This is a genomic window from Leptospira haakeii (genome assembly GCF_002812045.1).
GTDB lineage: Bacteria > Spirochaetota > Leptospiria > Leptospirales > Leptospiraceae > Leptospira_B > Leptospira_B haakeii.
On record NZ_NPEG01000014.1, the window covers coordinates 75,012 to 83,019 of the forward strand.

An 8,008-nucleotide genomic window follows, 5' to 3' on the forward strand; every position below is an offset into this window, starting at 1 on the left:
AACGGCCGACGATTGCCGGCCGTTCTGGTTTTTAAACCGCTGCTGCAGCTTGTCTATTTGCTCTTTCTAAGCGTAATAGATTTCCTTCTGCGATAGCCAAGGAATCTATATTATAATCTTGAGAATGTTTGGTTCTCTGCTTTTTCAGATCACCATCCACTTGGCCTAAAGATTTTTCGAAGAGCATTCCGGCCACAAATCTTGCTGCGATCTCCACGGTTTCGAAAGCGAGCTCGTCTTTTGTAAAACCATCTCCTATCGATTTGTAAGAATGAACTGCTTGTTCCAATTTTTCCCAAAGAGATCTAAGATCAGTAGAAGGGGAAAATTTGGACATTTCTTCTTCTACATAAGCTCTTAGATGACCGCTCGCTGCCATTCCGGAGACCACTCCTCCGATTGCTGCAACAATCTGTAATTGGGTAGTGCCTTCGTAAATTGTAGTAATTCTACTGTCTCTGTAGATCCTTGCTACATCATAATCTTCGGTGTAACCACTTCCTCCATGGATTTGGATTGCATCCGATGCAAGTGAAACACAACCTTCCGAAGCGTAATATTTACTCATAGGGGTGAATAAGTCTGCGAGTTTTTCCCAACGACGGATTGTTTCGTCTTGGTTTACATCTCTCTCACTCTTACCTTCTTCTTTGAGCATTCTTTCTTTTCTCCAATGATAAAGATCAATTGTTCTTCCTGTTTCAGAGACAAGACATCTTGTGGCTAAAATTTCTCTTTCCATCTTGTCCAAAATTTTTCGGACCGCAGGGATCTTCTCGATAGGTTTCCCGAATTGTATTCTTTCTGACGCATATTTTTTTGCTTCAAAGTAAGCGGCAGTCCCAATTCCTAAAGATTGAGTAGCTATGGTAAGCCTTGCAGCATTCATCATTCCCATAGAATATTTCACAAGGCCATAACCTGTTTTTCCGATCAATATTCCCGGAGAGTTTTCAAAAACAACTTCGCAGGTAGGAGAACAATGTAATCCCATTTTATGTTCTATTCCTGCAACATGAACGTCTTTACCTTGTACCAAGAAGAAAGAAAGGCCTCTTGCTCCACTCTCGGGGCTTCCGGTTCTAGCTAATGTAAGAATTACGGAAGGGGAATCCACGTAACCGCAGGCATGAGTGATAAAACGTTTTGCTCCGTTAATTTTCCAGGTCCCATCAGCCTCTTGAGTAGCTCTAGTTTGCACGTTTGGAAGATCCGAGCCATAATTAGGTTCTGTTAAAGCCATAGCGGCACTGAATTTTCCTGCAGCGATCTGAGGTAACCATTCGTTGCACATTTCGTCGGAAGCATATCTTTCCATGATCTCGACTATATTAATATTTCCGTATGCAAGACAGAATGCAGCATCTGCTCTGGCAGCTATCTCGCACATCATGGATTGGACAGTTGCAGGTAAACCTAAACCTCCGTATTTTCTGGAGATGGAGATAGGCATAAGCCCAGCATCCTTTAAGGTTTTATAACATTCTTCCTGTGCTTTTGGAAATGTAACTTTGCCGTTTTCATATTTTAATCCGGTCTGGTCCATTTCCTTACTACGTGGAGCAACGAAGTCTCCCATAATTTCTCCCAGAGCATCCACAGTAGATTTATAATAATCTATCGCTTCTTGCACTGTAGAAGGTGCATATGCAAACCTGTCGTCGTTAGTCTGCTTGTATTTGGCCGCATCATGGAAATCTCCTTCGTATGCAGCTACGATCTCTTTCCAATCTATAAGATTATCAAAATGAGTTTGTAAGTCGGTATTATCCTGGAAATAGTTTCCTTGAATCATTTGTATACTCCCTGTCGCTTAAGGCCTTTAGGTGTACTGCTTTATTAAGCTTGTGTCAAGTAATACCCAATACTTCTCTTTTTGAATAGAGGCTTTGGTTTGTAATACGAACAAAGGAGAAGGAACCGAACAGGTGTTTGGAACAATGTTTGAGCTTTACAACTCTAATAATATAAGAATATAACTCTCTAAGACCACGGTTTAAAAGTAACTTTTTCGGTAGAAAACCGAAGTATCCGACGAGGAAAGAATCATGAATAAAATCTGGTTAGGTATCGGTTTTTTATATTTATTAGGTATCGTTTTGTCAGGATGTTCCGAATCTGTAGGAGCTCCAAAAGAGAAGAAAGGAGGTAAGATGAAATACGAAGTACAAAAATCGGAAGAAGAATGGAAAAAAGTCCTAAGTGCCGATCAATACCGGATCATTAGGGAAAAAGGAACAGAAAGAGCATTTACCGGAGAATATTATTATAATAAGGAAAAAGGAAAATATCTTTGTGCTGCCTGCGGCGCCGAGTTATTCAGTTCGGATACTAAGTATGAATCCGGAAGCGGCTGGCCTTCTTTTTATAAGCCTGCAGCAGATAAATCAGTCCAATCCGAGACGGATACAAGTCATGGAATGACTCGCACTGAAGTTATGTGCGCCAGATGTGGAGGGCATTTAGGACATGTATTCCCCGACGGGCCTGAACCTACCGGGCTTAGATACTGTATCAATTCAGCTTCTTTAAAATTTAAAAAAGATTAATATTCCAAGGAAAGTATGCCTTCTATACAAAATCGACTAGGTGAAATATTCCGAAACCTACATTCTAAAGATATCTTTGTAATGCCTAACGCATGGGACGCGGGAAGCGCTCGTATGTTAGCAGGCGCAGGATATTCTGCGATCGGGACTACAAGCGCCGGAATCGCTTTCGCGGCAGGGCTGCCGGATCACCAGGTCATGAGTAAAGAAGACATGCTTTCCGAAGTAAAATCCATAGTGGATTCCGTAGGAATTCCAGTAAGCGCGGATCTGGAAGGTGGTTATGGGATCCAGCCTTCTCAAGTAGCAGAAACTGTAAAACAAGCGATTGGGATCGGAGTGGTTGGTTGTAATATAGAAGACTTAAGTGGAGATCCTTCTTCCCCTTTGTTAGATATCAAACTTGCTACGGAAAGAATTCATACGATCAGAAAGGCCGCGGACCAAAGCGGCATTTCATTTACTCTCACTGCAAGAACGGACGCCTTCTTAACGAATCATCCGAATGCAATGGAAGAAGCAATTACTCGTTGTAATTCCTACAGAGAAGCGGGAGCGGATTGTCTTTTTATACCCGGGATCGGAGATCCGCAAACGATAGGCACATTAGTACGTTCTATCAATGGTCCGTTAAATGTGGTTATGGGTTTAAGTCATAACCAACTTACTGTTGAGGAATTGAGATCTCTTGGGGTCCGACGAATTAGTATAGGCGGAAGTCTTGCGCGAGCCTGTTTTCATCTTATCAGGCAGGCTGCACTTGAGATAAAAAACTCAGGCACATTCACCTATGCAGATCATCAGTATTCTCATAAAGAATTATGCGATTTTTTTGCAGAATACGAGGCCAAATCAAAATGACATTCTTCCATATTTCGCGGAGTAGAAGGGCATAAAATTCTGTTTGCGCCTCGGGGCTGAGAATGGATTCTACCGTAGGGCGGGATATTCGCCCGCGGCAGATACCGAATGAAGAGAGACCATCTTACTTACCTTCCCGAAAAAGGGAATATCCGTCCTGTAATCGTACAACATTTAGCCGAGATCTATCACCATATATATTATTTTTTCTGTCATATCCTGGGGATCTTTATAGAACTCCCGGATCACACCCAGGGGTACAAACGCCCCATCGTATGTGTTTCCGGATTTTTAGGAAGAGGTCTGACTTGGACTGCGATGCGTAAACATCTGATCTCTCTTGGTCATCCGGTTTATGTGGTTCCACTCGGTTTCCAGACCGGAAATATCCGTAAAAAAAGTAAGATACTTGAGAATTTTCTAATAGAGAAGAACATAAAAGACTGTTATCTGATCTGTCACTCCATGGGGGGACTCATTGCCGCAGGTTTAAGTTATAAAGGAAGAGATCGGGTCCGAAAAATTTTCGTGGTAGGGTCTCCTATGCATGGAACTTATATGGCATATCTTGCTCCAATCTTTCCTTGTACCTGGCAGATGATGCCCGGATCCAAATTGGTGAAAGAAGTTGTAGAGACTTATTCAAAATTTCATAATGTACAAGCAGTGTTTACAAAGGGAGAAGGTATCGTTCGCCCTTGGGAAAGTGCTACTCTCGGCCATTTTGATGATGTAGAGATCCCTGAATACGGACATTTGAATTTATATTTAGGGCCACTAGGCATTGAATGTCTAGGTTCCTTAGTCACTTCGGAAGAGAAGAAAGATCCGCTTCCAATCAAACAAAAGCCGGTTGCTAAGGAAGATATGAAGAAGGAAGCAGTTGCATCTACTCCTTCCAAAAAAGTATCTTCTAAAGCTGTTCTTAGTAAGAAAACAAATACTGCTAAAAAGAAAACAGCTAAGCCTGCCCCTAAAAAAGCGAAACCTAAGAAGAAACGTTAAACTTCCTTATTGTTTCGGCGGGAAATATGTAAGAGATTTTCCGCCGGAATCCCATTTTCTTGTTCCTGCACTCCACACGGTAATCGAATTCTTTTCAGATGTGAAACTTGTGGTTCCATCCGGAAACACATTCACTTGGTATTTTGGAGTTTCCAATCTATAAGTTCCATTCTTAAAAAGATAAACTCTTTCTTTTCTTGGGGATTGGAATACGCCTTCTACCTTACCTTTTAAAGATTCTATTTTCAAAGAAAAAGGGATCCTAATATCCGGAATGGAAGAAGGATCGGTAATATTCGTTAAGTCTACAATCTCTTCCGTTTTAAAAGAAGAAGCTTCCGAAGAAGTAAATGGTAAAGTAATTGTTCCTATGATTTCCCATTCCAAAAACTTTACAGGAAGATCTTTTGATTCCGAATCCAAATAGTTCAATAGATCCGATTGCAATTTGGAAACATTAGAATTGAGAACCGATTTTAATGCGGAGTCTATACTTTCTCCCTCGCATGTTTTATCCCAAAGATCTCTAACCTTCGAATTCCCATATTTCTGGGAAATATAATCCATTGCTAAGAAGCCTGAAAGATAAGGATCCGATTTTTCTAACTGTAATTTACCTTTTTTGAGAATAATATTTTCGTAATATTCTCTGTATTTGGTTCCTTTATATTTTGGCCAACCAAATTGGGCTATAAATTCAGCATGACCTTCCACAAGCCAGGAAGGCTGAATAACGGGAGGCTGGTTTTTTCCATTTCGAATTGTGTTACATCTGATTTGTTGCATATGATGAGCGACCTCATGATATACCATATGGGTGGGTTGGGTAGAATATTGATGTCTTTTGATTTCCGGATCCGTATCTTCTAAGATCATATCTTTTTCAGAATTAGGATCACAAAAACTGATCCCATAAATCCCGCCTCTACCTCCGCTACATGCGATCCCTGCCATATTATTGAATTCCCGGAAGGGCTTCGCGTCTTGGAAAAGCGCTACGAGTATTTTGGAAGAAGGAATCAAGTCGAAATCGCTTTCCGCCTTTTTGAAAAAATCTTTAGTGGTTTTGGATTCAGTAAACGCATGAACGAAAAGTGAATTTTTAGGTTCGAACTCGAAATAAAAACGATCTTTTTCTTCTGAAAGTTTTCCGTATCTTCCTGGTTTAGTGAATCTGAAAAATTTTTTCTCTGCGGCATTCTCGTATAAATATTCTAACCTACCTGCAACAGCATAAAAAGAAGCAGTAATCTGAGATTTGTCCGGAAATGTAAGGACTTGTTCTGATTGGCAGTTCGGACATTTTTTAGGCCAAGAATAGATCTTAATTCCTTCTTTTTCTAATCCCCATTCCTCAGAGGATCGATGCATAAAACTAGTACCATCTTTCAGATCCCATTTATAAACTCCAGGACTCCATTGGTAAACAGTTCCGCCGTCCGGACCCGTATAATGTCCAACCGTATTCGGAATTTTTAATGCAAAATCTTTCTCGGTCGGAAATGGGAATTTCTCCAATTCTTCCCAATTGGAAGGAGCGGTTTTCCAATTCGATAAAATAAACTTGGGAGAATTAGAGCCGTTTGCTAACTCCACTTTAGGCGCCTGGCTTTGCGCATAAAATGAAGAAGTAAAGATTAGAGTATAAAGAAGGATCTGAAAAACTTTTAGTTTCAATGTATATCTCCCGGCTTTTATCTAAGAAGAGACGAAATAAACTAAGATTGATCTTCGGACAAAACGATCAAAGAATCCGAGTCGTGTAATGTAAAAAACTCCAACTTATCCGGGATCAGATAAACTCCGTAACCCTTGGATTCATCCGTTTCTTCCGAGATGATCCTTATTCCAAAGCAGGTTTCCTTTCTTTGTTGAGCCGCTAACATACAATCCGCAAAATTTACGCGTTTGGGGAAATCCTCGAAATATAAGAATGCAGGCTTAAGATAGATCTCGCTTCCTTCCGGATCGAACAAACTATCGTAAACTCTCATAACATCAGGTTCTTGGGAAACCTGGGCCATCATTTTGGAAACAAATTGGTTCGAGATCAAAAAATCCTTCACTCCTGTTTCCAAAACTAATTCTGTATTTTCAGAATTCATAATTTCGGTGATTAGTTGGGTCTCTGCCTTTTTACCGCCTGCCTGGTGTTTCTTTTTGAAATATTGGCGAAATCTTAACAGAAGAGAGATAGTCCTTGCGTCTACTTCTTCAATATTCTCTTTCTCCTCTGCTAAGAATATTACGGAATCATACTTCTCTGGAGAAAGTTTTTCCAAAATACCTTCTTGGGAAAGATTAGCGATCAGGGATCTAAGTTTGATCTGAGGGTATTTTACCTTCAATTTTGCAAGTGCAGATTTGATCTCTTCATTGGATTCGTTTATTAGAAGATCAATTTGCGAATCAGGAGAGGAAAATTTTGCATATTCATTCACGATGATCTTACTTTTAGAATTCCAACCTATGATCAATTGTTTATCGATTGGCCTAGATAAAGTTGTATTCGGATAAGAAAGTGCTGCATTCACAACCACAGGTTTATCATCAAATTTGATCTTAGAATCATCCTCCGCAAGAATGATTGCGTCTTCTTCATTCTCTGGTAAATATTCAGGAGTTGGGTTTAAAATGATAGCCCCGTTAATTTTTCTGAAACCCAATGGAACAGACTCTTTAAATCTAAATGAAATTTCGGAATAGTTTAAACCTCTCCAACCATTCTTGGGTTTATAAAAATAGATCTCATTGCCTTCAAAGCCGACCAGGTTTGAATATACGATCGCAAGGCCGGAGGTCCTGGAAGTTTGTACAAGCAATTTGGAAAGAATACTTCTTTCGTCCATGACCTGAACAGATTCGGAAAGATCCGAAGCAATATTGCGATTTTCTAATCCATGAAGCTCCGCGACGATAGGGGGAAGTCCTGATTCTCCATTTAATGCAACAAGTGCCATGATGGACTTTAATACTTTTGCATCTCCTATGGATTTGCCCTCTTCTGATTCTTCAGAACTTGAAGGATTTAAGATGATGATACTTTTTGCTTTGGAAGCATTTACTTTTTTTAAGGAGTTAAGATGCGAAGGTAATCCGGATCTGGTGATAATTTTTGTGGTCTTTGTATTCGATAAATTTTCGGAAAGAAAATCATCCATTTCTTCCTTATCTTGGTCCGCGAGTATAACTGCTGTTTTTCCGGATTCGGAAGAATTCGCTTCTATCAATTCTCTTAGTATTTCGATCGTACGAACTCCGAAGCCTAAGATCAATGTATGATCTGATTCTAAAACTTCGCTTTTTCCTTTTCTGAGTTCTTGGATTTTTTGATCGAATTGATTTGTGATAAACGCAACTAAGCTGGAAAATAAAACTAAACCAGAAAATACGCTTAAAATGCCGATGACTTTATTGAACCAGTTGGATTCTCCATCTTCTGCTACTGCTCCTGCATCTGAGATTTGTAAAAAAACTCTCCATAAAAAATCACCAGACTCCTTAATGGATTCATCCGGAAAGAAAAATGCCCCGAGGATCCGTACTAAAGATAAGAATACAAACGCCCCTAAGAATAAGGTAATAAGAGCCGC

The 8,008-nt window shown here is 40.0% G+C and carries 6 protein-coding genes; 3 read left to right on the forward strand and 3 right to left on the reverse strand.

What is annotated here, in order from left to right:
- Positions 1-31 precede the first annotated feature (31 nt).
- Complete coding sequence (locus CH377_RS16795) at positions 32-1,795, reverse strand: acyl-CoA dehydrogenase family protein (protein ID WP_100724905.1); 1,764 nt, start codon at positions 1,793-1,795, stop codon at positions 32-34.
- Positions 1,796-2,153: 358 nt separating this feature from the next.
- On the opposite strand from CH377_RS16795, the gene msrB reads away from it, so the two are divergent.
- The 3 genes from msrB (at position 2,154) to CH377_RS16810 (ending at position 4,415) form a co-directional block, all read left to right on the forward strand.
- Positions 2,154-2,549, forward strand: coding sequence for a peptide-methionine (R)-S-oxide reductase MsrB (gene msrB, locus CH377_RS16800; protein ID WP_207797631.1), 396 nt, complete (start codon positions 2,154-2,156; stop codon positions 2,547-2,549).
- Between the two features lie 15 nt (positions 2,550-2,564).
- Complete coding sequence (locus CH377_RS16805; protein WP_100724907.1) at positions 2,565-3,410, forward strand: isocitrate lyase/PEP mutase family protein; 846 nt, start codon at positions 2,565-2,567, stop codon at positions 3,408-3,410.
- A 108-nt stretch (positions 3,411-3,518) separates the two neighbouring features.
- A complete protein-coding gene (locus CH377_RS16810; RefSeq protein ID WP_100724908.1) occupies positions 3,519-4,415 on the forward strand; it encodes an esterase/lipase family protein in 897 nt (298 codons plus the stop codon).
- A gap of 6 nt (positions 4,416-4,421) precedes the next feature.
- Here CH377_RS16810 and CH377_RS16815 read toward each other — a convergent pair whose 3' ends face one another.
- Positions 4,422-6,092 carry a DUF6055 domain-containing protein gene (locus CH377_RS16815; RefSeq protein WP_100724909.1) on the reverse strand — a complete coding sequence of 557 codons (1,671 nt, stop codon included), beginning with the start codon at positions 6,090-6,092 and terminating at the stop codon, positions 4,422-4,424.
- A 41-nt stretch (positions 6,093-6,133) separates the two neighbouring features.
- Positions 6,134-8,008, reverse strand: a 1,875-nt coding sequence (locus CH377_RS16820) for a CASTOR/POLLUX-related putative ion channel (RefSeq protein WP_100724910.1), incomplete at its 5' end; no start/stop codon positions are given.

What these genes read in the sequence shown, in the direction of transcription:
- CH377_RS16810 (WP_100724908.1), top strand. Translation starts at nt 3,519, where the DNA reads ATGAAGAGAGACCATCTTACTTACCTTCCCGAAAAAGGGAATATCCGT.
- CH377_RS16805 (WP_100724907.1), top strand. Translation starts at nt 2,565, where the DNA reads ATGCCTTCTATACAAAATCGACTAGGTGAAATATTCCGAAACCTACAT.
- CH377_RS16795 (WP_100724905.1), bottom strand. Translation starts at nt 1,795, where the DNA reads ATGATTCAAGGAAACTATTTCCAGGATAATACCGACTTACAAACTCAT.
- msrB (WP_207797631.1), top strand. Translation starts at nt 2,154, where the DNA reads ATGAAATACGAAGTACAAAAATCGGAAGAAGAATGGAAAAAAGTCCTA.